22 protein-coding genes are annotated in these 24,232 nt (G+C 69.1%); 14 read left to right on the top strand and 8 right to left on the bottom strand.

Annotated features, from left to right (window positions below):
- Positions 1-11 precede the first annotated feature (11 nt).
- Positions 12-707, top strand: coding sequence for an ABC transporter ATP-binding protein (locus ACFWCK_RS00520; protein WP_378804064.1), 696 nt, complete (start codon positions 12-14; stop codon positions 705-707).
- Between the two features lie 93 nt (positions 708-800).
- Here the strand turns inward: ACFWCK_RS00520 and ACFWCK_RS00515 are convergent, their stop codons facing one another.
- On the bottom strand, positions 801-1,790 hold the full coding sequence (locus tag ACFWCK_RS00515; protein WP_378804063.1) for an acetylxylan esterase: 990 nt from the start codon (positions 1,788-1,790) through the stop codon (positions 801-803).
- A gap of 113 nt (positions 1,791-1,903) precedes the next feature.
- Here ACFWCK_RS00515 and ACFWCK_RS00510 point away from each other — a divergent pair, with 113 nt between their 5' ends.
- Positions 1,904-5,920, top strand: a complete 4,017-nt coding sequence (locus ACFWCK_RS00510) for a hypothetical protein (protein ID WP_378804062.1) — start codon at positions 1,904-1,906, stop codon at positions 5,918-5,920.
- A 60-nt stretch (positions 5,921-5,980) separates the two neighbouring features.
- Here ACFWCK_RS00510 and ACFWCK_RS00505 read toward each other — a convergent pair whose 3' ends face one another.
- Together ACFWCK_RS00505 and ACFWCK_RS00500 are read right to left on the bottom strand one after the other, a co-directional pair.
- Positions 5,981-7,141, bottom strand: coding sequence for a mandelate racemase/muconate lactonizing enzyme family protein (locus ACFWCK_RS00505; protein ID WP_378804061.1), 1,161 nt, complete (start codon positions 7,139-7,141; stop codon positions 5,981-5,983).
- Positions 7,142-7,235: 94 nt separating this feature from the next.
- Positions 7,236-8,039 carry an IclR family transcriptional regulator gene (locus ACFWCK_RS00500; protein ID WP_233310515.1) on the bottom strand — a complete coding sequence of 268 codons (804 nt, stop codon included), beginning with the start codon at positions 8,037-8,039 and terminating at the stop codon, positions 7,236-7,238.
- A 213-nt stretch (positions 8,040-8,252) separates the two neighbouring features.
- On the opposite strand from ACFWCK_RS00500, the gene ACFWCK_RS00495 reads away from it, so the two are divergent.
- The 3 genes from ACFWCK_RS00495 to ACFWCK_RS00485 are packed head-to-tail and all read left to right on the top strand — an operon-like array spanning position 8,253 to position 11,407.
- Positions 8,253-9,188: a carbohydrate ABC transporter permease gene (locus tag ACFWCK_RS00495; RefSeq protein WP_378804059.1), complete on the top strand. Its 936-nt coding sequence runs from the start codon at positions 8,253-8,255 to the stop codon at positions 9,186-9,188.
- Positions 9,185-10,045 (top strand): carbohydrate ABC transporter permease, encoded by an 861-nt coding sequence (locus ACFWCK_RS00490; RefSeq protein ID WP_233310517.1) that lies wholly within the window; start codon positions 9,185-9,187, stop codon positions 10,043-10,045. The genes ACFWCK_RS00495 and ACFWCK_RS00490 overlap by 4 nt, the downstream gene beginning before the upstream one ends.
- Positions 10,046-10,099: 54 nt before the next feature.
- A complete protein-coding gene (locus ACFWCK_RS00485; RefSeq protein WP_233310518.1) occupies positions 10,100-11,407 on the top strand; it encodes an ABC transporter substrate-binding protein in 1,308 nt (435 codons plus the stop codon).
- A 62-nt stretch (positions 11,408-11,469) separates the two neighbouring features.
- On the opposite strand, the gene ACFWCK_RS00480 is transcribed toward ACFWCK_RS00485, so the two are convergent.
- Positions 11,470-12,186 carry an SDR family NAD(P)-dependent oxidoreductase gene (locus ACFWCK_RS00480; RefSeq protein WP_378804058.1) on the bottom strand — a complete coding sequence of 239 codons (717 nt, stop codon included), beginning with the start codon at positions 12,184-12,186 and terminating at the stop codon, positions 11,470-11,472.
- Positions 12,183-13,100 (bottom strand): dihydrodipicolinate synthase family protein, encoded by a 918-nt coding sequence (locus ACFWCK_RS00475; RefSeq protein WP_378804057.1) that lies wholly within the window; start codon positions 13,098-13,100, stop codon positions 12,183-12,185. The genes ACFWCK_RS00480 and ACFWCK_RS00475 overlap by 4 nt, the downstream gene beginning before the upstream one ends.
- A 109-nt stretch (positions 13,101-13,209) precedes the next feature.
- Here ACFWCK_RS00475 and ACFWCK_RS00470 point away from each other — a divergent pair, with 109 nt between their 5' ends.
- Together ACFWCK_RS00470 and ACFWCK_RS00465 are read left to right on the top strand one after the other, a co-directional pair.
- On the top strand, positions 13,210-14,130 hold the full coding sequence (locus ACFWCK_RS00470; protein WP_378804056.1) for an SMP-30/gluconolactonase/LRE family protein: 921 nt from the start codon (positions 13,210-13,212) through the stop codon (positions 14,128-14,130).
- Positions 14,127-14,771 carry a bifunctional 4-hydroxy-2-oxoglutarate aldolase/2-dehydro-3-deoxy-phosphogluconate aldolase gene (locus ACFWCK_RS00465; protein ID WP_378804055.1) on the top strand — a complete coding sequence of 215 codons (645 nt, stop codon included), beginning with the start codon at positions 14,127-14,129 and terminating at the stop codon, positions 14,769-14,771. The genes ACFWCK_RS00470 and ACFWCK_RS00465 overlap by 4 nt, the downstream gene beginning before the upstream one ends.
- A gap of 100 nt (positions 14,772-14,871) precedes the next feature.
- Here ACFWCK_RS00465 and gndA read toward each other — a convergent pair whose 3' ends face one another.
- On the bottom strand, positions 14,872-16,320 hold the full coding sequence (gene gndA, locus ACFWCK_RS00460; protein WP_378804054.1) for an NADP-dependent phosphogluconate dehydrogenase: 1,449 nt from the start codon (positions 16,318-16,320) through the stop codon (positions 14,872-14,874).
- Between the two features lie 353 nt (positions 16,321-16,673).
- On the opposite strand from gndA, the gene ACFWCK_RS00455 reads away from it, so the two are divergent.
- The 5 genes from ACFWCK_RS00455 (at position 16,674) to ACFWCK_RS00435 (ending at position 21,859) form a co-directional block, all read left to right on the top strand.
- The gene (locus ACFWCK_RS00455) at positions 16,674-17,897 is read left to right on the top strand and encodes a branched-chain amino acid ABC transporter substrate-binding protein (protein ID WP_233310524.1); all 1,224 of its coding nucleotides are present in this window, start codon (positions 16,674-16,676) and stop codon (positions 17,895-17,897) included.
- Positions 17,898-17,996: 99 nt separating this feature from the next.
- Positions 17,997-19,013: a branched-chain amino acid ABC transporter permease gene (locus tag ACFWCK_RS00450; RefSeq protein WP_378804053.1), complete on the top strand. Its 1,017-nt coding sequence runs from the start codon at positions 17,997-17,999 to the stop codon at positions 19,011-19,013.
- Positions 19,010-20,212 carry a branched-chain amino acid ABC transporter permease gene (locus ACFWCK_RS00445; protein ID WP_374107810.1) on the top strand — a complete coding sequence of 401 codons (1,203 nt, stop codon included), beginning with the start codon at positions 19,010-19,012 and terminating at the stop codon, positions 20,210-20,212. The genes ACFWCK_RS00450 and ACFWCK_RS00445 overlap by 4 nt, the downstream gene beginning before the upstream one ends.
- Positions 20,209-21,159, top strand: coding sequence for an ABC transporter ATP-binding protein (locus ACFWCK_RS00440; protein WP_378804052.1), 951 nt, complete (start codon positions 20,209-20,211; stop codon positions 21,157-21,159). Before ACFWCK_RS00445 ends, ACFWCK_RS00440 begins: the two co-directional genes overlap by 4 nt.
- The gene (locus ACFWCK_RS00435; protein WP_374107813.1) at positions 21,152-21,859 is read left to right on the top strand and encodes an ABC transporter ATP-binding protein; all 708 of its coding nucleotides are present in this window, start codon (positions 21,152-21,154) and stop codon (positions 21,857-21,859) included. Before ACFWCK_RS00440 ends, ACFWCK_RS00435 begins: the two co-directional genes overlap by 8 nt.
- A 64-nt stretch (positions 21,860-21,923) precedes the next feature.
- On the opposite strand, the gene ACFWCK_RS00430 is transcribed toward ACFWCK_RS00435, so the two are convergent.
- Positions 21,924-22,049 carry a hypothetical protein gene (locus ACFWCK_RS00430; protein WP_258955456.1) on the bottom strand — a complete coding sequence of 42 codons (126 nt, stop codon included), beginning with the start codon at positions 22,047-22,049 and terminating at the stop codon, positions 21,924-21,926.
- 190 nt (positions 22,050-22,239) lie between these two features.
- Between ACFWCK_RS00430 and ACFWCK_RS00425 the strand changes: the two genes are divergently transcribed.
- On the top strand, positions 22,240-22,848 hold the full coding sequence (locus tag ACFWCK_RS00425; RefSeq protein ID WP_378804051.1) for a 50S ribosomal protein L25/general stress protein Ctc: 609 nt from the start codon (positions 22,240-22,242) through the stop codon (positions 22,846-22,848).
- 81 nt (positions 22,849-22,929) lie between these two features.
- Positions 22,930-23,511, top strand: a complete 582-nt coding sequence (gene pth, locus ACFWCK_RS00420) for an aminoacyl-tRNA hydrolase (protein ID WP_233310529.1) — start codon at positions 22,930-22,932, stop codon at positions 23,509-23,511.
- A gap of 74 nt (positions 23,512-23,585) precedes the next feature.
- Here the strand turns inward: pth and ACFWCK_RS00415 are convergent, their stop codons facing one another.
- On the bottom strand, positions 23,586-24,224 hold the full coding sequence (locus ACFWCK_RS00415; protein ID WP_378804049.1) for a hypothetical protein: 639 nt from the start codon (positions 24,222-24,224) through the stop codon (positions 23,586-23,588).
- Positions 24,225-24,232: the final 8 nt, after the last annotated feature.

Raw genomic sequence — 24,232 nt, 5'->3', positions numbered from 1 at the left:
GAGACGACAACATGAGCATCATCGAGACCGAGCCGCCGGCGCTGTACCGGCTGACCGACGTCACGCGCACTTACCAGACGAAGGGCCGGAAGGTCACGGCGCTGGCCGGCGCGACTGCCGAGATCCGGGCAGGGGAGTTCGTCACCATTCAGGGCCCCACGGGCGGGGGGAAGTCCACCCTGCTGCAACTGCTCGGCGCACTGGATCGCCCCTCCGGCGGGTCGCTCGTGCTGGGTGGCACCGAGCTGTCCACCGCCTCGAACCGGGAGCTCGGCCGGCTGCGCGGCGAAGAGATCGGGTTCGTGTTCCAGGGCTTCAACCTCATCCCCACGCTCACGGCGATCCAGAACGTGGCGATGGCGCTCGTGCCGCTCAAGATCCCGGCCGAGGAGCGGCGCACCCGCGTGGACGAGGCGCTTGCCCACGTCGGCCTGGCAGACCGTGGCGATCACCTGCCCGGCGAGCTCAGCGGAGGTCAGCAGCAGCGCGTCGCGATCGCCCGCGCGATCGTGAAGAAGCCGCGTGTGCTGCTCGCCGACGAGCCGACCGGGAACCTCGACGAGGAGATGCGCGATGAGATCCTCGTGCTGCTCGAGTCGCTCTGCGCGGACGGGCTGACCCTCATCGTGGTCACGCACGACTCGGCGGTCGCCCAACGCGCGCACCGCCGCCTGCGCCTCAAGAACGGTCGCCTGACCGAGGTGTGACCTTCCCTCTGCGAGTCGTCCTCGTCAGCGCGTCCCGGAGGGCACGCTGACGAGGACGACGCGTCGGTGGGAGCGAGCTGCGCATCACGGGGCTCAGGCAGGCGCGGCGTTCACCCCGTCCCGCAGTCGGTCGGCGGGCAGTGCCAGGAAGTCGATCGCCGCCTGCAGGGCCAGGGCGTCCGCGAGCCGGCCCTCCGGGCCGTCGATGTGACCGTTGGCCCGCACCGACAGCCGCCGCGGCTCGGCGAGCGCGTGGTAGACCGCGAACTGTCCGCGCGGATCGACTGCGGGGTCGAGCACCGCGGCGCCGACGTGCACCGGTATGCGAAGGCGTCGTGCCGCGGTCGCCGCGTCGTGGTAGTCGAGCGTGGAACGTGCCTCGGGGTGCGTGCGCAGATGCGTCCGGACGGCCTCTCCACTCCCGGTGCAGTGCCGGGTGAGCCTGATCGCGTGCGCTCCGAAGCTGGGCACGTCCAGCGCCGCACGGCGGAAGCGCGCGTCCCAGGGGAGCGCCATCGCACCGATCCCGCCGCCGAAGCTGCTGCCGCTGAAATCGAGGGCGTCCGCGGCGTCCGCGGCGATGTCCAGCAGCACCGTCGCCGCACGCCAGATGTCCGCGGCGGCGAAACGGAGCGAGTAGCTGTCCCTGTGGGCGATGCCTGCCAGCACGTGCTCCGCGGGGAGCGCCGGGAAGCGGCTCGGCGCATCCGGGCCGGTTCCCGGTGCGCAGGGGAAGACCGCGACCGTGTCCGCGGGCACGCGCTCGGCATCGGGACCTGTGCGTCCGCCATAGCCGTGCCCGATCACGAGCCCGCGCCGGATGGCGGTCATCGTGTGCGGCACCATGACGAACGCGGCGGCCTGCTCGTCCGCGGAGGATTCGAAGCGGATCTCCGTCAGACGATGGGTCGGCGTGGCCTGCAGATCACGAACGGTCCGCCACGCGACCGAGCCGGTGCCGAACTCCTCGAAGGTCGACTGCCAGAACCGGTCGAAGTCGTCCGGCTCGGGGAGATGCGGCGGGGGTACGAGCAGTGCTCCGAGCGAGTACTCGGTCAGTTCTTCGGGTGTTCCGTTGGACAACGACTGACTCCTCACCGGTTCCGCGCCTCCTCGATCCTGCCGCGCAGACAGCGTTCGGCCGCCTGCAGGAGGATCCATTGACATCATCGCATACGGATTGCAATATATGCATCATGATTGCAAGGAAGAATGCGAGAGATGACGAGGGCTCCCTGCAGTGGAGTCGGCGATCCGTGCTGCGCATGCTGGTGATCGCGGGCGTGCTCCCGCCGGTCCTCGGCGCACAGACCGCCGGAGGCTCGGCCGCGGCCACCGAGCTCCCCACCGCGACCGGCGCCTACGCGGATGCGCTGCGCCGGCTGGACAAGCCGAACCTGGCGATGACGCAGGTCGCGCAGCTGGTCGGCACGAACCACCGGATGACGTTCTTCCAGGCCACGTGGGACGGAGGGGCGACGATCGTGCGCGATCTCGAGGTCGCGCACGACGGCGGATGGCTCGCCGTGACGGACGCGGCGCACCGCTTCGACGAGCAATGGGTGGTGCTGAAGGGCTCGCTGCCCTCCGGCAGCGCGCCGGAGCTCTACGGGCCGCTGGCGCCGAGCTGGCTCGGCTTCACCTCGTTCCAGGTCCTCGGCTCGCAGGCGATCGAGCTGCGCACCAGCACCGACGACGTCGAGCTCGTGGTGCGCTGGCGTCTCGAGGGCGACAACCCGGAGGCCCACCATGTGCTGACGGCGAAGAATGCCGGGGACTACATCGTCGGCTATCAGAGTCAGGATGCCCGATCGCTCGACGATCTCGACGAAGTGCTCTGCGGGACGTACCAGCACGCGCTCTCCGTCCTCGACGGGTCCGCCCCGCTCGGAGCCTGGGAGCTCTTCGCCCCGATGGCGCTCGCCCAGTACGCCGTGAGCGGCGTCCCCGTCACGTCCGGTGTCTACCTGCCTTCCGAGGTCGCGGAGTTCGTGCACGAGCGGCAGCTCATGTCGGACCGCCAGCCGTACGGCATGAGCCTGCGCAATGACAGCCTCGACCTGGTCCCGTGCATGTACTCGCCGCAGCCGGGCCTGCGCACCGCGATGGCTGTGGGGGAGGAGCGCGGTTTCGCGTTCGGGGTGGCCGCGCAGGCGGACACTCTGTACGCCGCGTACTCCCAGCTGTGTCGCGGCGAATACGGGCTGACGGCGTATCGGCGCAACGTCTACGAGCGATCGTTGACCGACGCCGTGCACGCGATGGCCGAGCTGATCGCCGTCGAGCCCGCCGGGGACGACTCGGTGGACTACATCCCGTCCTTCTCCGGCTGGTGGAACCGCGCCAAGGGCTTCGTCGACGTGGAGAACGAGGATGCGGTCCGCACGGCCGCGAGCGGGGTGGTGCTCTCCGCGCACTATCTCACCGGCAAGACCGGCGGCACCCTGTACGACCGGCGAGCCCGCCCGCTGATCGAGTACCAGCTGTCGCGCAAGGGGATCGGGCACACGCCCATGATCGGCAGTCCGGTCTACAACGACAAGACGCAGTACCGGCTCGGCCGCATCCCCACCGACGCGGTGAACCTGACGGCCCTCTACCAGCTCACCCATGGGCGCAACGCCGGGATCCAGCGGCTCGCGGTGCAGGCCACGAAGTCCGGCGTCGTCGGGCAGAGCCGCGCCCCCTTCGCCGTTCCGCTCGCGACCTACCGGGCCACCGGAGATCCGGCGTACCTGGCGGAGGCGAGTCTGATCGGCCACCGCTACGTGCAGGAGCAGATCCTCACGCCCTACCGCGGCAACGGCCAGCCGCCCGGCGGCTTCGCCTACAGCTTCTCCAAGTACTGGGTCGACCTGCTCGAACTGTTCGAGGTCACGGGTGAGGCGGTCTTCCTGGAGGGAGCGCACCGCGAGGTGCAGCGGTTCATCACCCAGACCGCCGTGCGACCCGTTCCGGATCAGACGGTCACGGTCCCCGTGGACCACGTGATCACGCAGCAGTACGACTGGGAGTCCCGCTCATCGCTGCCGCCGTACCCCGTCACGGGCGTCGCGACCGAGACCGTCCCGGCCTGGTACGTCTCGCCCTCCGGTCTCACCTTCGAAGCGCTCTCCTCGTTCAAGCTCGGGGTGAGCGCCGTGACCGATCCCGGCGGCGGGTATGTGTTCAACCCGTGCTGGGCCGGAGCACTGCTGCGGCTCGCCCACCACACCGGCGACGCGCTGCTCGCCGACGTCGCGCACAACATGGTGATCGGCAGGTTCACGACGTATCCCGGCTACTACGGCCGGCAGTTCCAGGTCGCGCAGATGAAACCGGACTTCGCCACGAGCGGCCCCGTCGGGATCACCGGGTACTACTTCCACCACGCCCCGGCGCAGCTCGGCCTGGCCATGGACTATCTGATCAGTGAGAGCTTCTACCGCAGCTCCGGAAGCATCGAATTCCCGCACGTGTTCGAGGCAGATTTCGCCTACTTCAAGTTCTTCGCGTACGGGCATGCGCCCGGCTCGTTCTTCGGCGAGACCGGGGTGTGGCCCTACTTCCCGGCGGGCTTGATCGCGCTGGACAACCCGCTGATCAACTGGATCGCCGGCGTCGGCAACGGCGCGCTCTACATCAGCCTGACGAACTCCGCGTCCGATGCCCAGCAGGCTGTCGTCGACCTCGCCGGTGAGTTGACGGGACTGCCGCGCACCGCCGCGCCCACGGTCGAGGTGGTCGCGGCGGACGGCACCCGCTCCTCCCAGACGGCGGTCGACGGCCGGATCGCGGTCACCGTGCCAGGGCATGGACTGCTCGCCCTGGTCGTCCGGGACGTGGCGGTGGCGCGGCCGGAGCTGCCGTTCGACGACATCGTCGACCACGGTCCGGACAGCTTCCGCGAGGTCGATGCCGATCCGGCGACAGATTATGGACTGGTCCGCGGGATGCTCCTGGTGCGTCCCGGCGGGCAGGGGTACGACGCGTACGTGCAGATCGACACGGAGCAGCAGGCGACACTCTCCTACCGGATCGGCGGGCAGGCCTCCCAGCAGGCTCCCGCCAAGGAGTATCCCTACGAGTGGACGATCCCCGTGGACGATCCCTCGAAGGCGTTCGCCTATACGGTCTCGGCCGGCGGATCCACCACCGACGAGGTCACGCTGCGCCTGCCGGCTCGGCTCGGCGGCGCGGGCTCCGGAGCCGGCGTCTCCGGCGACGTGGTGGCCCAGGCCACGGGCACGGCCGGCGACAGGGTCCCGCTGATCATCGAGGTGCGCAACGGGACGGCGCAGCCGATCGCCGGCAGCGTCGCGCTGACCCTGCCGGGCGGGTGGCAGCCGGACGGCACGGTGCCGACGATCACGGCTCCGGCGCACGCGACGGTCCGGGTGGAGGCCGCCGTCGTGATCGGGGCGTCCGCCCCGCTCGGAGAGGTCCAGGTCGCCGGATCCCTGTCGGCGCCGGGGGCGACGCCTGTCACGTTGAGGCCCGCGTCGATCGAGGTGATCGATCGCCGTCGCCTCGTCTCCCTCGCGACCGACACCGACGTCGCCGCTGGTCCCGGGGCCACGGTGAAGCTGACCGCTCTGGTCATCAACACCGGAGTCACCCCGCTCCAGGGCACGCTCGCCCTCTACGGCGCGACCGGCTGGACCATCGATCAGCGGGACGCGGCCGTCGTGGTGCCGCCACGCTCGGACCTGACGCACACCTGGACCGTGACGGCAGGGGCGGGCATCGCTCCGGGATCGAGCACCCGGTTCGAGGCGAGGCTGGATCAGAGCCTGCGCCGCGGCGTCCTGGTGCGAATGGCCGACGAAGGCGTGATCGTGCACACGCAGTCTCCCTGGCCCGGATACCTGGAGACCGGGCAGTGGTATCCGAGCGGTCTCTCCGGCTGGAACGGGACGCGCACGCGGTACAGCGACTCCGGCTCCGTCGGCAGCACGGTGACCTGGAAGGCGGACCTTCCTCAGCCGGGTCTCTACCGCGTCTCGGTGTGGTACCCGACGAATCCGACGACCACCACGTCCGCGGCCTACGTCGTCGAGCACCAGGGCGGCAGCAGCGAGGTGATCGTGGACCAGACCCAGGGGGCGGCTGCCTGGCGGGCGCTGGGCACATTCCGGTACGACGCGGGCGCTCCCGGCGTCGTGCGGCTCGAAGTCCGCAACACGAGCATCCACCGGGTGAGCGCCGCGCAGTTCGTGCGGGTCGGCGACTGACGAAGAGGGGGTGGACCGGAGCACGGCTCCGGTCCACCCCCTCTTGCGGGCGCTGTGCGATCAGCGCCGGACGAACTGTGCGACGGCCGCCTCGTCCACCGTGACGCCGAGTCCGGGGCCGGTGGGGACGATGAATCCTCCGTCGGGTCGCACCTCGAGTGGGGTGCTCAGGATGAGGTTGGCCACGGGCAGCGTGAACGGCTGGTACTCGAAGGCGAGCAGCGAGGTGGCGCTCGCCGCGACGTGCACTCCCGCGGCCATGGCGATGCCGAAGGCGGCGGAATGGTGGGGTGCGACCTGCGCGTGGAACGCGTCGGCGACCGCGGCGATGGCGAGTCCCTCGGTGATGCCCGTGCGGCCGATGTCGGGTTGCGTCAGGCCGACAGCCCGGCGGGCGAGCCAGTCGGTGAACTCGAAGCGGCTCCGCATCGCCTCGCCGATCGCGATCGGCGTGGCCAGTGACGCGGCCAGATCGCGGTGGCCCTCGACGTCCTCCGGCGCCAGGGGTGCCTCGAAGAACCAGGCCCTGCGGTCATCGAGCTCGCGCCCCAGGGCCTTCGCCTCGCCGAGCCGGTAGGTCCAGTGCGCGTCCAGCGCGAGCTCGAGCTCGGGATGCACGGCGCGGATCGCGTCATAAGTGGCGAGGTCGGTGCCGATGTCGGTGCCGAGATGCAGCTTGATGCGCCGCACGCCCGCCTCCACGAAGGCCGTCGCCTTGTCGACCCGCTCCGCATCGTCATTCCCGCGTATCCCGGAGACATACGTCGGCAGGATCTCCGCGAAACGGCCACCCGCGAGCTCGGAGACGGACAGGCCCGTCGCGTGTCCCCAGAGGTCCCAGAGCGCGATGTCGACCGCCGCCATGGCGTCCGCCTGGTGCCCGGTGAGGTGCCCGCGCTCGCGCATCGACTCGGTCATTCGCTGCCAGAGCGTCCGCACGGATCTCGGGTCCTCTCCGAGGATGAGCGGGGCGAGCAGGTGATCGACCACGGCCGCGACGACCTCGGGGGCGACGGGGGCCAGGGCCTCGCCCCAGCCGACCAGCCCCTCGTCCGTCTCGATCTTGACGAGAAGCGTCTCGTAGCCGGGGGAGTACAGGCTCCGCCACGGCGGTCGGATGACGTAGCCGCGATGAGCCACGCCCGTGTCGCCGGCATAGGAGTCGTCGGCATCCTCTCGCGACAGGAAGAGGGGGAACGTCTGGACGCGGGTGATCTTCACAAGGGTCTCCGAAGACAGTCGTGGCGGAGGAGGCCGACGGCGTCTGCCGCGGCGATGAGCTTCAGGGCGCCGCGATCGGAACGCGGCAGCGGGATCAGAGCGCTGCGAAGGCGCTCGCCGAGCGGGAGGGACTGTAACCGAGGGCCACCGAGACCTCGTCCGCCGCCTCGATGAGCTGCAGGGCGAGCTCCTGGTGGGGGGCGTGCAGGTCGAGCACGGAGAGGGGGCCGCTCGCCGAGAGCGCGGCGACGATCTCGCCCGCCCTGTTGTGGATCGGCGCCGCGATGCACGCGCGTCCGAAGGCGAGCTCCTCGATCTCGGTCGCGTATCCGCGGCTGCGGCTCTCGTCGAGCGCGACCTGCATGGCGTCGCGATCGACGATCGTGTGCGGGGTGAAGCGCTGGGGGGAGTGCTCGAAGTATTCGTCGACCTTCTCGGAGGTCATGCCGGTGAGCAGGGCCTTGCCGAGGCCGGTGGCGTGCAGCGGTCCGGTGCGTCCTGCCATGGCGAACGACTTGGGCGCGAGCGCGCCCTCGAAGTTGCAGAGATAGGTGAAGGTGAAGCCACTGAGCTCGGCGACGTTCACACCGATCTCGATGCGACGGGCGAGGTTCTGCGCGATCTGCCGCGATGCGCGGAAGATCGGCGAGCCGTTGAGCGCGATCGTGCCGAGGGCGACGGCCGCCGGCCCGAGCCGGTAGAGGCCCGTCCGGCTGTCCTGGACGACGAACTTCATCCGGTCGAGCGCCGACATCATGCGGGAGACGGTGGACTGTCCGAGCCCGGTCAGCGTGCAGAGCTCGGAGACCCGGAGTTCACCCGACTCCTCGGTGAAGCAGGCGAGCAGGGACATCGCCCGCTCCACGGTCTGCGTGCCACCCACCGATTCCGATGCCATTGCGACTCCTCCTCCTGCGGCCGCCGCATCTGCGAAGCCGTCGCCAGTCATCCTAATGAGAGTATTGGCGCCAGGCAAGGCAAATGTGGGTGCCTTATGCATTTTGTGGATTTCGCATCCGCAATGTGGTTGACTGACTGCACGTCATCGCCGACGACTGCGACGACGGCGTGCAGGGGCCCACGGGCCTTCCCCACCCGGAAAGTGAATGCCATGCCACAAGCCACCCTCGAGCGGCCAGAGATCCGCGAGCAGGTCCCCGCTCCGCGCTCGGGACGCCGTTCCACGCTGGGCGCGAAGGACCGCACCTTCGGTTTCATGATCGCACTCCCCGCGGTCCTGCTGTTCCTCGTGATCGCGATCTTCCCGCTCGTCTCGAGCATCGGCACCAGCCTCTACAACCAATCCCTGCTGCGCCCTGAGCGCACGTTCGTCGGCCTCGACAACTACGGACTGATCTGGGACGAGTTCGTGGCGAGGCTCGGCACCACGCTCGTCTTCGCCTCGCTCTCCACGGTCTTCCCGCTGGTCCTCGGCGTCGCGCTGGCGATGCTGCTGAACGCCCGGATGCGCGGCCGTACGATCCTCCGCGGCGCGTTGATGCTGCCCTGGCTGCTGCCGGGCGTCGTCGTGTCCTTCCTCTGGGCATGGATCTTCAACGACAGCTACGGCGTCGTGAACCACGTCCTGGAGATCCTCGGTCAGCCGCCGATCAGCATGCTCGGGAACCCGGTGGGAGCGATGGCCGCGGTCGTCATCGCCAAGACCTGGCACTCCTTCCCCTGGATCATGGTCGTGGCGCTCGCCGTGCTCCAAACCCTGCCCAGCGAGCAGATCGAGGCGGCGACGATCGACGGCGCGACCCGCGCCCAGCGCTTCCGGTACATCTCGCTGCCGCACATCGCCGGGCCGGTCACGCTCGTCACGGTGCTCGAGTTCATCTACAACTTCGGCAACTTCGACACGATCTTCGTCATGACCGGTGGCGGGCCGGGCAATTCGACCACGACCCTCGCCGTGAGTCTCTACCACCTCGCGTTCGGCAGCTATGAGCTCGGCAAGGCCTCTGCGATGGGCGCGCTGTGGCTCGTCCTGCTCGCGATCATCTCGAGCGGATACCTGCTCCTCAACCGTCGACTGGAGAAATGATGCGCCGCAATCGCGACGTCGGCGAGGGCATCATCCGCCCTCATCTGTCCATCCCCGGGCGTCTCGCGCTCATCCTGCTGGCTCTGTTCGGCCTGCTGCCGGTGTACTGGCTCACGGCGACGGCGTTCACGAAGAAGGAGGACGTGTTCGCGCAGAACCGCCCGTTCTTCCCCGTGGATCCGACGATCGAGAACTTCGTCGGGTTCTTCCAGAACGACGCCCTGCTGAAGAACCTCGGCAACAGCGTGATCGTGTCGAGCGGAACCGCACTGCTCGCCGTGCTCGTCGGCGGGCTGATGGCCTACTCGCTCTCGAAGTTCCGCTATCGCGGACGCAACGCGATCATGTTCATGTTCCTCATCGGCCAGCTGATCCCCGGCGCGCTGCTGCTCATCTCGCTGTACCTGATGCTGAGCTCGGCGGGCCTGCTCTACACCTACGCGGCCCTGATCATCTCGTTCACGACGTTCACGCTGCCGCTCACGGTCTTCCTGCTCAAGGGGATCATGGACGGCCTGCCGGACGACATCCTCGAGGCCGCGAAGGTCGACGGGCTCTCCCGGACGGCCACGGTGTTCCGGATCGTCTTCCCGCTCGTCGTACCGGGGCTCATCACCGCGGCGATGTTCGCCTTCATGCGCGGGTGGAGCGACCTCCTGTTCGCGCTCACCCTCGCCGGCCCAGACAAGCAGACGCTGCCGGCCGGGCTCACCCAGGCGTTCATCCACGAGGGCACAGCGGATTGGCCGGCGCTCATGGCGGCCTCGCTGATCACCTCGCTCCCGCTCGTCATCATCTTCGTCGTCCTCCAGCGCTACTTCGTCTCCGGCCTCGCCGCCGGTGCGGTGAAGGGCTAGTGGCTTGTCCCGATACACCTCGATTCCCGAACTGTCCCTGAAGGAGCTGTGCCCATGAACATCCCGAACTCGCAGTTGAGTCGTCGCGCCTTCCTCGGCGGCGGCACCGCCCTGGCCGCCTTCGGCGTCCTCGCGCTCGCCGGCTGCGCGACGCCGGCCGCGACGCCGCCCGGCGCCACGGCCAACGCCGCGACCAAGGCCAAGACCATCAACTTCTACGGCAACTCGCTCGGGGAGGAGGCGCTCAAGCCCGCCTGGCAGGGGATCATCGACGGATTCTCCAAAGACGCGGGAGTGACCGTCGCACCGGTGATCTACCCGTACGACCAGGCCGCCACCCAGTTGGCGCTCACCGGTCGCTCCGGCAAACTGCTCGGCGTCGGCCAGTCGGGCGGATGGCAGGTGCTCACGCCGATGGACCTGCTCGCGGATCTGACAGACCTGGCGAAGGGGCTCGGGATCCCCCAGGGCGTCCTCGACTCCTACACGAAGGACGGCAAGCTGCTCGTGCTGCCCCTCACCGCATCGGGCATCGGCATCGCCACGAACGGCGAGATCGCCAAGAGCGTCGGCATCAAGTCCGGCATGACCGTCGAGCAGTTCGCGACGGCGCTCGAGAAGATCAAGGCGCAGGACTCTGCGCTGATCCCGTACGCGGCCGTCACGAAGAACCCCGACCTGAAGGACGCCGTGCACTGGATGTGGGGCTTCGGAAGCGAGGTCGTCACGGACGACCTGAAATGCACCATCGGCGACGCGGCGAGCGTCAAGGCCATCACCTGGTACAAGTCCCTCATGGATGCGGGACTCACGCAGACCAACGTCGCGCGCAGCGACGCCCGCATCCTCTTCGCCAGCGGACGGGCGGCTCTGTACGACGACGCCCCGCTCGTGCCGACCTTCCTCAAGAAGAACGGCGCAGCGCAGAACATCGTCGACAACGTCAGCGCGATCTCGCGCCCCACGGTCGACGGCAAGAAGTCGTACAACCGTGCCTGGGGCAGCGGCCTGTTCGCGACGGCCGGCGAGGGCGAGGTGACGAGCCGCGAGTTCATCACCTACGCGGCGACCGATGTCGCGGCGGCGACGGCCCTCTACGAGCGCTCCGCCGTGGCACCGGCGGCGAAGAGCGTCGCGGACAAGATCCCCGCGCTCGCCGCGGACAAGTTCCAGGGGACGTTCCGCACCCAGGTGTCGGAGCACGCGCGGGCTGCTGCCTGGGACCGTGTCGCCGTGACGGCGCAGATCGACGCGGCGATCGGCGGCGGCGTCGCGACCATCCTCGCCGGTCAGGTGGATGTCCAGGCGGGTCTCAACGCCCTGAAGAAGGAGGTGCAGGGGCTGCTCGACGCTAACTCCTGAGTCTCGAACACGAATGCCGCGCCGGAGGATCTCCGGCGCGGCATTCCTGTTCGGTCAGGGGGTCAGAGCCAGCGGTCGCGCAACACCGGCTTCAGCCACGCGGCGGGGGAGGCCATCGAGAGCCCCCCGTCGACCGGGATCGTCGCGCCGGTGATGAAGGAGGCGCCCTCCGAGGCGAGAAAGGCGACGACGGATGCGACCTCCTCCGGGCGTCCGATCCGGCCCAGCGGGTAGCCCTCGGTCTCACCGGTGTCGATCGCGGAGATGCTCCCGGGCTGCACCGCATTGACACGGATCCCGCGGGGGCCGTAGTCCAGCGCGAGCTGCCGCATGAGGGCCTCGACACCTGCCTTGGCCGCCGCATACGCGGGCAGGGAGGGCGCTGCGAGTGTGGCATTGACCGAGGTGACCGCCACGATCGACGAGCCGCGCGCGAGCAGCGGCAAGGCGGCTCGGGCGACGAAGAACGCCGAGTCGAGGGTCGCCCCGAGTGCCCCGCGCCAATCCTCGTCGCTCGTCGCCTCGGCGCGGCCGATCGGCATGCGCGCAGCTGCGAGAACGACGACGTCGATGCCGCCGAGCGCCTCCGTCGCATTCGAGACGGCCTGTTCGGCGCCCTCAGCCCGACTGCAGTCGGCGACGAGATAGCTCGCGAACGCCGGATCGACGGTCGGTTCCAGCCCGACGCCGACCACGGCGTCGCCGCGCTCCGCGAAGGCGCGGGCGATCGCGATGCCGATGTCGGAGCCGCCGCCGATCAGCAGCACACGTCTGATCACGCGCGCACCGCGGCCGGCAGCGGAGGAAGGGCGAGCTCCTCGAGGACGAGATGCACCGCGGCACGGCTGCCGGCGTCGAGGCGGGCCGCCGGGTAGCGGACGGTCGCGTGCTCGATGATCCCGCGCGCCACGAGCACCTCCTTGTGCACCGCCCACGCGATGCCGCCCTGCAGCCCGATCAGCACGAGAGGGAGCATACGACGGAAGCCCGCGCGCGCCTCTTCGACGCGCCCCGCGACGAAATCGGCCAGCACCGGGCCGAGCAGATCGGGGAATTCGCAGGCGGGCATCGTGCCGATGGCGCCGCGCGCGTACTCCTCCAGGCAGAACTGCGCGTTCTGGCCTCCGAGCACGGCGAAGTCGGCCCCGCCGAGCGCGTCGATGACGGCCCCGACCTTGGGTGCGGTCGGCGGCGCCTCGACTTTGACGGAGTCGACGCCCTCGAGGCGGGCGAGCTCTGCGATGAGCGCCGGCGTCATGGCGACGCCCGTGACGCCGGGGGCGTCCTGCACCATGACCGAGAGGGAGGTGGATCCGGCGACCTCGCCGTAGAAGTCGACGAGCGTGGTCGCCGCCGGCTTCACCATGAACGGGGGAAGCACCATGAGCGCATCGGCGCCGCCCTCTTCGGCGAGCTGTGCCTGTTCGATCGACGTCGCCGTCGAGGTGCCGTTGACGCCGGCCACGACGGGAACGCGTCCGCCGACGACCGAGGTCACATCGTCGAGGATCGCGCGTCGTTCCTCCGTCGTCAGCGCGAAGCCCTCGCTCGCCATCCCGAACACGGCCACGCCGTCGACGCCGGAGGCGAGCTCGAACTCGACCAGTCGCCGAAGGCCGGCGCGATCGAGCGCGCCCGTCTCATCGAACGGCGTCGCCAGGATCGGCATCAAGCCGTGGAGGGTGGAAGTCATCGGCAGGTTCCCCGCTTCATCATCGGATCGCATTTCGCGCAAGAGGTATGCATATTGTGAGATAGTCTGCCACATAACGGTTATCGCCTACCAGTGAAAGAGGGCAAGCATGTCGCGCTCGGGTCGCTCACGAACCGTCGAGATCATCTCCGACGAGAGATACGTGCAGGCGGAGTCGCCGCGCTGGGACGGCCGTGACGGCAGCCTCGGCTGGATCGACATGGCGACCGGTCGGTTTCACCGGGGGCGGATCGAGGACGGACGACTGGTTCCCGGTGTGTCGGTCGTCGTCGGGGCGAAGATCGGCGCGCCGGCGCCCCTCGTCGAGGCGGGGGCGGGGTGGATCGTCGCCGCGGAGCGCGGGGTGGTCCACGTGGCCGATGAGGGCGGCATCACCCCCGTCGTCACGGATCTCGCCGCACCGGGCGACTACATGAACGATGGGGTCTGCGATCCCTCAGGGTGCTTCTGGGTGGGAAGCCAGTCGATGCCGCGGGATCCGCACAGCGCCCTGTGGAGCATCGACGAGTACGGGGTCGCAGTCGAACGCCTCAGCGGGGTCACGGTGTCCAACGGCATCGTCTTCGACCGCACCGGATCCACGATGTACTACATCGACACTCTTCCGCACCGCAGCATCGAGGCGTTCGACGTGGCGCCGGATGGACGGCTGTCGCACCGGCGCACCGTGTGCGCCGTCGGCGGAGGCAACCCGGACGGCATGGCGATCGACGACGAGGGGATGCTCTGGGTCGCGGTCTGGGATGCGGGCGAGGTCCGCCGCTACTCGCCTGACGGGACGCTCGACGAGACGATCCCGCTCCCCGCGACGAGGCCGACCGCGGTCGCGCTCGTCGACGGCCTGCTGGTGATCACGACAGCGAGTATCGGACTGCCGCGTCCCGCCGCCGCGGACGGTGCGATCCTGGGCGTGCGGGTCGAGGTCGGCGGTGCGCCCGCGCTGCCGTGGGGTGGAGCGATCCCGCTGGGCCGTCACCGCGACGCGTCGGCCGGCAGGAGCGACTCGTGAGCATCGTGGACAACGCCCGCCTGCAGGAGCGCCTCGGCGAGAGCAGGCTCATCGCGATTCTCCGTGGCAGCGAGGTCGATGCCACGGTCGCGGCCGCGATGGCGCTGCTCGATGCCGGGGTGCTGACGCTGGAGATCGCGCTCACCCTGAACGGAGCGGAGGAGGCGATCGCGCAGGTCGTCCAGGACGCCCCCGCCGGCGCGATGATCGGCGCGGGGACGGCTCTCACCCCGGCAGACGTCGACAGAGCGCTGTCGGCCGGTGCGCAGTTCATGGTCACGCCGACGCTGAGCGAGTCGGTCGCGTACGCGATCCGCGAGGGCATCGGCGTGCTCCCCGGCGTCTACTCGCCCACCGAGATCCAGCGCGGTCTGGATCTGGGCGCCGCCGCCGTCAAACTGTTCCCGGCCTCGGGACTCGGAGCCGGATTCCTCCGCGCCGTCCGGGAGCCCCTGCCGGATGCGCGGATCATCCCAGTGGGCGGAGTGTCCGTCGGGACGGTGGGGGAGTACCTCGAGGCCGGTGCGTTCGCGGTCGGCGTCGGAGGGCCGCTCCTCGGCGATGCCGCGACGCATGGCGGCGACCTCGCGGCCCTCGCCGTGCGCGCCGCGGCGTTCCGGCGCGCCACGGCTCGCCTCTGAGGGCGCGCCAGCCCGGCGCAAGCCCCGCTATCTGCGAGTCGTCCCCGCCAGCGGACCCCTGAGGGCGCGCTGACGGGGACGACCCGTCTGTGGAACCGCGTCAGTGGGTGTCGACGGCCTCGATCTCGGTGCGGTCGCCGGACCACTGGGTGTGGAAGGTGCCGGGCTTGTCGATGCGCTTGTAGGTGTGCGCGCCGAAGAAGTCGCGCTGGCCCTGCACGAGCGCGGCGGGGAGGCGGTCGGCACGGATCCCGTCGTAGTACGACAGCGAGGAGGAGAACGCGGGCGAGGGGATGCCGGCCTGCGCGGCGGAGACGACGACGCGGCGCCAGGCGGCCTGTGCCCGGGCGAACGCCTCGGCGAAGTACGGAGCGGTCATCAGGACGGGCAGATCCGGGGTCTCCGCGTAGGCGTCGGCGATCCGGTTCAGGAACTGCGCGCGGATGATGCAGCCGCCGCGCCAGATCTTGCTGATCGCGCCGAGGTCGATGTTCCAGCCGTACTCGGCCGCACCCGCGCGGATCTCGTCGAAGCCCTGCGAGTACGCGACGATCTTCGACGCGTACAGCGCGAGGCGGACGTCCTCGATGAACGCGGCCTCATCCGTCACGACGAACTCCTCGTCGGGGCCGGGCAGGGCTCCGGCGACGGCGCGCTGCTCGGGGTGCGACGACAGCGAGCGTGCGAACGTGGCCTCGGCGATGCCGGAGACCGGCACGCCCAGCGACAGCGCGGTCTGCACGGTCCAGGCGCCGGTGCCCTTGGCGCCGGCCTGGTCGAGGATGACGTCGACGAGGGGCTTGCCTGTGGAGGCGTCGACCTGGCGGAGCACCTCGGCGGTGATCTCGATGAGGTACGACTCCAGCTCGCCCTTGTTCCACTCGGCGAAGATCTCGGCGATCTCGGCCGGGGTCTTGCCGGTGCCGCGACGGATCAGGTCGTACGCTTCGGCGATGAGCTGCATGTCGGCGTACTCGATGCCGTTGTGCACCATCTTCACGAAGTGTCCTGCGCCGTCGTGGCCCACGTGCGTCACGCAGGGCTCGCCCTCGGCGATCGCGGCGATGGAGCGCAGGATCGGCCCCAGCGTCACCCAGGACTCGTCGGATCCGCCCGGCATGATCGACGGTCCGGTGAGCGCGCCCTCCTCGCCGCCGGAGATGCCCGCGCCGACGAAGTTGATCCCGGTGGAGCGCACCGCCTTCTCGCGGCGGATCGTGTCGGGGAAGTAGGCGTTGCCGCCGTCCACGATGATGTCGCCGGGCTCGAACACCTTGACGAGCTCATCGATCACCGCATCCGTGCCCGCACCGGCCTTGACCATGATGATCGCGGTGCGCGGCTTCTGCAGCGCGTCGGCGAAGTCCTGGTAGGTGGCGGCGGGGATGAAGCCCGCCTCGGGGTGCGCATCCAGCACGCCCTGCGTCTTCTCGTAGCTGCGGTTGAAGATCGCCACGGTGTTGCCCTCGCGGCTCGCGAGGTTGCGGGCGAGGTTCGAGCCCATGACGGCGAGTCCGACGACTCCGATGTTGGCAGCGGCAGTGGGCACGGTGATCTCCTCGTGTGTCCGTTGGGGGATGGTCTCAGGGTATCGCTGTTGCGGGAGGGCGCAGGGCTGTGCGTCTGCGCCCTCGCGCGCGCCGGCGCGCCCGGCTGATGCGCGACGGACCGCCGCCCGCGACCACGAGGTGAGTGACAGGCGGCCGGGTTGCACGCAGGTGACGGTCGCGTGTCCGGCGTGTAACGATCCGGGCAGACGTTCCGCGTTATCGGACGAAAACTGGACGGTGTCGGACTAATGTCGTGCGCGGAGCGCGTACACCGAGGTACGCTCACCACACCTTGATGACATCGACGTTCGCAAAGGGGCGGTCGGTGGACCCGAATCGGAAGGCAATCACAATGATGCGAAAGAAGGCCCTCACCGCGGGCGTCGCAGCAGTTGCGGCACTGCTCCTGCTCGCAGGCTGTGCCAACAAGGCCGGCAGCCCGAGCTCCACGAGCGGAGGAGGCGGGATCGACGTTCCGACCGTCACCTCGGTCGACACCCCGAAGGACGCGGTCCTTCCCGCGGGCGACGGCAAGGGCAAGTGCGCCGCGACGACCACGATCGCCTACATCGGTGCGGAGACCGGCGCGAACGCCCAGCTCGGCATCAACATCTTCAACGGCGTGCAGCTCGCCATCGACCAGCACAACAAGGCGAACCCCGACTGCCAGGTGCAGTTCAAGAAGTTCGACACCGAGGGAACCCCGGACAAGGCGACCGGACCTGTGACCCAGGCCGTCGGCGAGGCCGACATCGTCGGCGTCATCGGCCTGCCGTTCTCGGGCGAGTCCAAGGCGACCGGCAACATCTTCGAGCAGCAGGGTCTCGTGCACCTGACGCCGTCGGCCACCAACCCCGGCCTGACGAAGAACGGCTGGACCACCTTCTTCCGCGCCCTCGGCAACGACTCGCAGCAGGGTCCCGCGGCGGCGAAGTTCGTCACCGACACGCTGAAGGCCAAGAAGGTCTACCTGGTGCAGGACGACTCCGACTACGGCATCGGCCTCGGCACCGCGACCAGCGATGCGCTCGGCTCGGCGCTGGTGGGCACGGACAAGGTGACCACGGGCCAGAAGGACTTCTCGGCCACGATCTCGAAGATCATGAACGCGAAGCCCGACGCCGTCTACTACGCCGGCTACTACGCCGAGGGTGCGCCGTTCGACCAGCAGCTCGTCTCCAAGGGCTACAAGGGCGCGTTCGTCGGTCCCGACGGTGTGAAGGACGACCAGTTCATCAAGCTCGCCGGTGACGCGTCGAAGAACGCGTACTTCACCTGCCCGTGCATCCCGGGCGAGCTGCTGACCGACTTCGCGAAGCAGTACCAGGCGGCGTCCAACGCGGCTCCCGGCACCTACTCGATCGAGGGCTACGACGCGACCACCGTGCTGCTGGCCGGCATCGACGCGGGCAAGCAGACCCGCGCCGACCTCAAGGACTGGGTGAAGAACTACGACAAGGACGGACTGAGCAAGCACTACAAGTGGGATGCGACCGGTGAGCTGCAGGCCCCGGCGGTCTACGGCTACAAGGTCGACAACGGAAAGATCGTGTACGTCGGCCAGATCGGCAAGTGATCCACGAGCCCCGCGACGCGCGAACCGCGTCGCGGGGCTCTCTTCCCTGCTCCTTCCCGGCGCGACGATGCGCCGGCCCCCTTGTGGAAGCGAACCCGAATGCTGGATCTCCTCGCCCTGTCCGTCGTGCACGCGGACAACTCCTGGATCAACTTCGACGTCAACGCCCTCTTCCAGAACTTCTGGAGCGCGACGTTCGACGGCCTGACCTTCGGGGCCGTCTACGGCCTCATCGCTGTCGGCTACACGCTCGTCTACGGCGTGCTCAGCCTCATCAACTTCGCCCACTCCGAGGTCTTCATCGTGGGCGCGTACGGCGTGGTCGTGACCCTGACCACTCTCGGCTTCGGCCCGAGCGCCCCGACGATCGGCCCGCTCGAGATCATCATGGATCTGCTGTTGGCGCTCGTGGTCGGCATGCTCGCCTCGGCGGTCACCGCCTTCCTCGTGGAACGCGTGGCGTACAGACCGCTGCGCAAACGCAATGCCCCGAGGCTCGCGTTCCTCATCACCGCCATCGGCGTCTCGTTCGCGATCCAGTACCTCATCTTCCTGCCGTTCATCGGCGGGGCGAACGCGCAACCCGCGGTGACGATGTTCATCCCGGAGCCGATCTTCGACGTCTTCGGCACGATCATCACGAACCAGCAGATCATCATCGTGGTCGCCGCCATCCTGCTCATGGTCGGAACGGACATGTTCATCCGTCGCAGCCGCACCGGACGCGGAATCCGCGCCGTCGCGCAGGATCCGGACACCGCGACCCTGATGGGCGTCTCGAAGGAGCGCACCATCGTGATCACGTTCATCATCGGCGGCCTCCTCGCCGGAGCCGCCGCCCTGTTCTACGTGATGCTGGTGCCTTCGGGCGTCATCTACAACGGAGGGTTCATCCTCGGCGTCAAGGCTTTCGCGGCCGCGGTCCTCGGCGGCATCGGCAACGTCCGGGGCGCGCTGCTCGGCGGCATCCTGCTGGGCATCGTGGGCAACTACGGGCAGATCCTCCTCGGGGACGCCCAGTGGGCCGACGTCGTGGCCTTCGTCATCCTCGTGCTCGTGCTGCTGGTCCGCCCGACCGGCATCCTGGGCACCACGCTCGGAAGGAGCAAGGCATGAGCACCTCATCCGATGGTCCCCGCCCGCTGCCCACGGCCGAGGCAGCCCGCGAGGTGATCGAGACCGAGTCGATCGCGACGGTGCGTCGCGGTCCGTTCCGCGGGCTCCGCGAGCGTTGGAACGAGATGTCGCGTCCCATGCAGTGGGCGTGGATGCTGCCCGTGGTCGCGATCGCGTACGCGCTGCCGTTCCTGGACTTCTTCCCGCTCAGCACCTCGCCGGGCAACAACTGGTCGATCGCACTGTTCTCGATGGCGGTCTACGCGCTCGTCGCGGTCGGGCTGAACGTCGTCGTCGGCTACGCGGGACTGCTGGATCTCGGCTACGTCGCGTTCTTCGCCGTCGGCCAGTACACCGCGGCGATGTTCACCAGCCCCGATTCGCCGTACCTGAAGATCCCCTACCTGTGGACCCTGCCGGCGGCCATGATCGTCGCGATGATCTTCGGCGTCGTGCTGGGCGTTCCCACGCTCCGGCTGCGCGGCGACTACCTCGCGATCGTGACTCTCGGCTTCGGTGAGATCGTGCGGATCCTCGCGACGATCATCCCGGCGATGAAGGGGCAGGTCGGCTTCCAGAACATCGGCCGCCCGCCGGGGGAGACCGCCTCCGGGGTGCCGATCTTCTCCAACTCGAACGGCATGCCCTGGTACTGGCTGACCATCACCATCCTGATCATCGTGCTGCTCCTGGTGGGCAACCTGGAGCGCTCGCGCGTCGGCCGTGCGTTCATCGCGATCCGCGAGGACGAGGATGCCGCGGAGACGATGGGCGTGCCCACCTTCAAGTACAAGGTGTGGGCGTTCGCGATCGGCGCGAGCGTCGGCGGCCTCTCCGGCGCGCTGATGGCCGGCCAGATCGGCTTCGTGAACAACCAGAAGTTCGACGTGCAGACCTCGATCCTGTTCCTCGCCGCGGTCGTCCTCGGCGGCACGGGCAACAAGGTCGGTGCGATCCTGGGCGGGGCGATCGTCGCGTACATCCCGCTGCGCTTCACCGCGATCGCCGAGTACAAGTACCTCATCTTCGGCGTCGCCCTGGTGATCCTGATGATCTACCGTTCGCAGGGCCTCATCCCCGCGAAGATGCGCCTCATGGCGTACTCGCGCAAGGCGCTCGACTGGGTGGCGCCGCCGAAACCGCCCCGGGCGGAGCCGCCGCGAACGTCGACGCCGAGCACCGAGGGAGGTGCGTCATGACCGATGCGAGCGAGAACCGGGTTCCGGCCGACGCGCCTGGAGAGGAGATCGTCACGGACGATGCGGCATCCGTCGAGGTGCCCGAGGGTGCACAGTCCGACATCGTGCCGGGAGAGGATCCGCCGCTCGTCGAGGGTGCGGAGTCCGAGCGCGAGATCGAGGTCGAGGTCGGCGAGAAGCTGGTCGAGGTGAAGAACCTCACCATCCGCTTCGGCGGTCTCACGGCCCTGGACGACGTGTCCTTCGACATCAAGCGAGGCGAGATCCTCGGCCTGATCGGACCGAACGGCGCCGGCAAGACGACGTGCTTCAATGCGATGACCGGCGTCTACAAGCCCACCAGCGGCGACGTGCTGCTGGAAGGACAGTCGGTCAAGGGGCGCAAGCAGCACCAGATCACACGTCTGGGCTTCGCGCGCACCTTCCAGAACATCCGCCTCTTCGGCGAGATGACCGCGCTGGAGAACGTCGTCGTCGGGCTGGACGCGCGGCACCGCACCTCGGTGCCGGGAGCGCTGCTGCGGCTGCCGAGGCACGTGCGCGAGGAGAAGTCGTCGGTGGACCGGGCGATGGCCTTGCTCGACTTCGTCGGGATCGCGCAGCATGCGCAGAAGCGGTCACGGGATCTGTCCTACGGGTCCCAGCGTCGCCTCGAGATCGCCCGCGCGCTCGGAACGGATCCGAAGCTCCTCTGCCTGGATGAGCCGGCCGCCGGCTTCAACCCGGCCGAGAAGGAGGACCTGATGGCCCTGATCCGGTCCATCCGCGACGAGGGCTACACGGTGCTGCTCATCGAGCACGACATGAAGCTCGTGATGGGCGTCACCGACCGCATCGTGGTGCTCGAGTTCGGCAAGAAGATCGCCGACGACCTGCCCGCCGCCATCCGCAACGATCCCCGTGTGATCGCCGCCTACCTGGGAGTGCCCGAAGATGACGTTGCTTGAACTGAAGGACGTCTCGGTCCACTACGGACGGATCAAGGCGATCCACGACATCTCCTTCTCGGTCGACGAGGGCGAGATCGTCTCGCTGATCGGTGCGAACGGCGCGGGCAAGACCACGACCATGCGCACGATCTCGGGACTGCTGCAGCCGTCCTCGGGATCCATCACGTTCGACGGCGAGGACATCACCAAGATGAAGGCGCACCTGCGCGTCGTCAAGGGGATCTCGCAGTCGCCGGAGGGCCGCGGGATCTTCCCCGGCATGACGGTGCTGGAGAACCTCGACATGGGCACCTTCGGCCTGAAGAACAAGTCGGGCGTCGCCGAGTCCTATGAGCGCGTGTTCTCGCTGTTCCCACGGCTGGACGAGCGCAAGAAGCAGCTGGGAGGCACGATGTCCGGCGGCGAGCAGCAGATGCTCGCCATCGGCCGTGCGCTGATGTCCCAGCCGCGCGTGCTGCTGCTGGACGAGCCCTCGATGGGTCTCGCGCCGCAGTTCATCCGGCAGATCTTCAAGATCATCACCGAGATCAACGCACAGGGCACGACCGTTCTGCTGGTGGAGCAGAACGCGAACCAGGCGCTCGCCCGCGCGCACCGCGCCTTCGTGCTGGAGACCGGGGCGATTACCCGCACCGGGACCGGCAAGGAGCTGCTCGCCGATCCGGCCGTCAAGGAGGCCTATCTCGGCGTGGGGTGACTCGCGCCGCACACGAGAAGAACCGCGTCGTCCGGATGGGCGGCGCGGTTCTTCGTGTGGTTCGTCAGTCCTTGCGGTAGCCGGAGCGGCCGAGCGAGAACAGCGCGCCGAAGCAGAGCACCGTCGCGCCCACGGCCATCAGGCCGATCAGCCAGGCGAGCGCTTCGGAGAGGAATGCACCATCGGTCATGCCGTACAGCCTACCGTCAGAAGAATGCGCCGAACTCGGGTAGCATGGGGTGGTCCTCGGCGAGGGATGGCGCGCGTGCGCGTACATCCGTGATCGACGCGGCGAGCTCTGGCTCTCCTTCCGTCGTGTCGAGACGACGCACCCAGACCCCCGCGCAGCCTTCGTGCAGCGTGTGAACAAGGAGAACATCATGACTGAAGACAACAAGGTCGTCGCGGAGCTCCGCTCCAGCTTCGGCAAGGGCTTCGCCCGCCGTCTGCGCGCCGCCGGCCAGATCCCCGCCGTCATCTACGGCCACGGCACCGACCCGGTGCACGTCGCCCTGCCCGGCCACCAGGTCGGCCTGCTCATCCGTCGTGCGAACGCGCTGCTCGAGCTCGACATCGAGGGTCGCGCCGAGCTGGCGCTGGTCAAGGATGTCCAGAAGGACCCGGTGCACCAGATCATCGAGCACATCGACCTGCTCGTCGTGAAGAAGGGCGAGAAGGTCTCGATCGAGCTCCCCGTCGTCGTCGTGGGCGAGGCCTTCGCCGGCACGATCGTGCAGCTGGAGAACACGCACCTCGCCGTCGAGGCCGAGGCCACCCACATCCCCGAGCACGTCGAGGTCTCCGTCGAGGGTCTCGAAGAGGGTGCGCACATCACTGCCGCCGACGTGAAGCTGCCCAAGGGCGTCACGCTGGTCGCCGACCCGGAGCTGCTCATCGTGGCCGTCTCCGCACAGGTCGTCGCCGACTCCCTCGCCGAGGCCGAGGGCGACGCTCTCGAGGCGGACGCGGTCGAGTCCAAGTCGGAGTGATCCGCAGGTTCTAGAACTCCGAGAAGGGGGCGCGATTCGATCGCGCCCCCTTCTCTTCTTTCTCTCCGGGAGGATGGACGCATGGCGCAGACATGGCTCGTAGTCGGGCTCGGCAATCCCGGCGCGAAGTACGCGGCGACCCGGCACAATGTCGGGCAGATGGTCGTCGACGAGCTCGCGACCCGCCGCGGTGAGACGTTCCGCGAGCACAAGGGGGGAGCCAGGGTCGTGGAGACCTGGGTGCGCCCGGGCGGCGACAAGCTCGTGCTCGCGAAGCCGAACAGCTTCATGAACGTTTCCGGTGCCCCGGTCGGTGCGCTCGCGCGGTTCTACTCGGTCGATCCCGAGCGGATCGTGCTGGTCCACGACGAGCTGGACATCCCGTTCGACACGATCAAGCTCAAGGTCGGCGGCGGGCACGGCGGGCACAACGGCATCCGCGACGTCGCGCGGGTGCTGACCACGCCCGACTTCCCGCGGGTGCGGGTCGGGATCGGTCGCCCTCCGGGACGCCAGGACCCCGCGGACTGGGTGCTCTCGCCGTTCGGCGCGACCGAGCGGCCGAACCTGCCGATCCTCATCGCCGATGCGGCGGACGCCGTGGAGCAGCTGGTCGAGGACGGTCTGCTCGCCGCCCAGCAGAAGCATCACGCCCCGCGCTGACGGGCGCGATCCGCCGCCTCAGCCCCGGACCGGATCCTGTGATCCGCGGGCCGGAGGGCGCAGGCGGTCGTGCCTCATTTCTGCGAGGCCGCGAGGCCGAGCGCGACGACGAAGGCCACGTAGCCGACGAGGCCGTACACGAACGGCCCGATCGCGGCGATGACGACCGCGGCGATGCCGGGGCCGCGCCCGCGACGTCTGGCGATCGCGACGATGCCCTGGATGAGCGCCCAGACGCCCAGCGCGGTCGCCGTCCACGACGTGATCTCGACCCACAGCACGAGATCGCGCACGGGGGTCAGGATGGAAAGATCGTCGGCGGACACCCTGTTCTCGAGGCTCGTCAGATCCGTCGAGGCGCCGATGCCGTGTCCGATCATCCCCGCGAGCACGGCGCCGACGATCGTGAGCACGACGGTGGCCACGAGTGCGAGCAGCAGAGCCACGCGACCGATTCCGGCACCGCTCGCCGGCTGCGAGGGCGGCGCGTAGGGGGCGGTGTAGCCACCGGCGGGGCCGGCGAAGGCTCCGGGCGGCGCCTGATAGGCGGGTGCGCCCGCCGGGGCCTGCCCGGTGGGCAGGCCGGGCTGCGGCGCGCCGTACGCGGACGGCGGGACAGGTGGTGCGCCGTAGGCGGGCGGTGCGACCGGCGGCGCCGGGTATCCCGGCGCGGCGGGCGGCGGAACGGGGGCGGGCTGCTGCGGATCGGTCACGCGTTCAT

It is taken from the genome of Microbacterium sp. NPDC060117 (assembly GCF_042729315.1).
In the GTDB taxonomy this organism is placed as follows: Bacteria; Actinomycetota; Actinomycetes; order Actinomycetales; family Microbacteriaceae; genus Microbacterium.
The sequence above is the reverse complement of the archived record's forward strand: the minus strand, read 5'-3'. Positions and strand labels throughout refer to the sequence as shown.